Origin of the sequence: Chryseobacterium sp. SIMBA_029, from assembly GCF_046535275.1 — a bacterium.
Lineage (GTDB): Bacteria > Bacteroidota > Bacteroidia > Flavobacteriales > Weeksellaceae > Chryseobacterium.
Genome location: NZ_JAWRXA010000593.1, coordinates 1 through 254, shown reverse-complemented (window position 1 = coordinate 254; position 254 = coordinate 1). Strand labels below are relative to the sequence as shown.

Genomic DNA, 254 nt, shown 5'->3' with positions numbered 1-254 from the left:
CCGGCGCTCAAAGGCGACAAGCGCCTGATCCGGACCACCTTCTCCCATCGCATAGTTGACGGCAAAGAGGTGCCTGCCGTCATGCGAGATTGCGTTATGTGCCGTCGTAGCGCCGAGCGACGGCTGCATGTTCAGATGGCGGAGGCGCCCGGCCTGCCTGTCGAACGCAAGCGCGGTGACGAGGCCCTCGTACCAGCCTTCGATCTCCGAATTCGCATAGACGAGACTGCCGTCTGCTGATGGCGAGAGGAAGG

At 63.0% G+C, this 254-nt stretch carries 1 protein-coding gene; it reads right to left on the bottom strand.

The features are described 5' to 3' along the window. Nucleotides 1-254, bottom strand: a 254-nt coding sequence (locus tag SB679_RS25360) for a beta-propeller fold lactonase family protein (RefSeq protein ID WP_410705108.1), incomplete at both ends; no start/stop codon positions are given.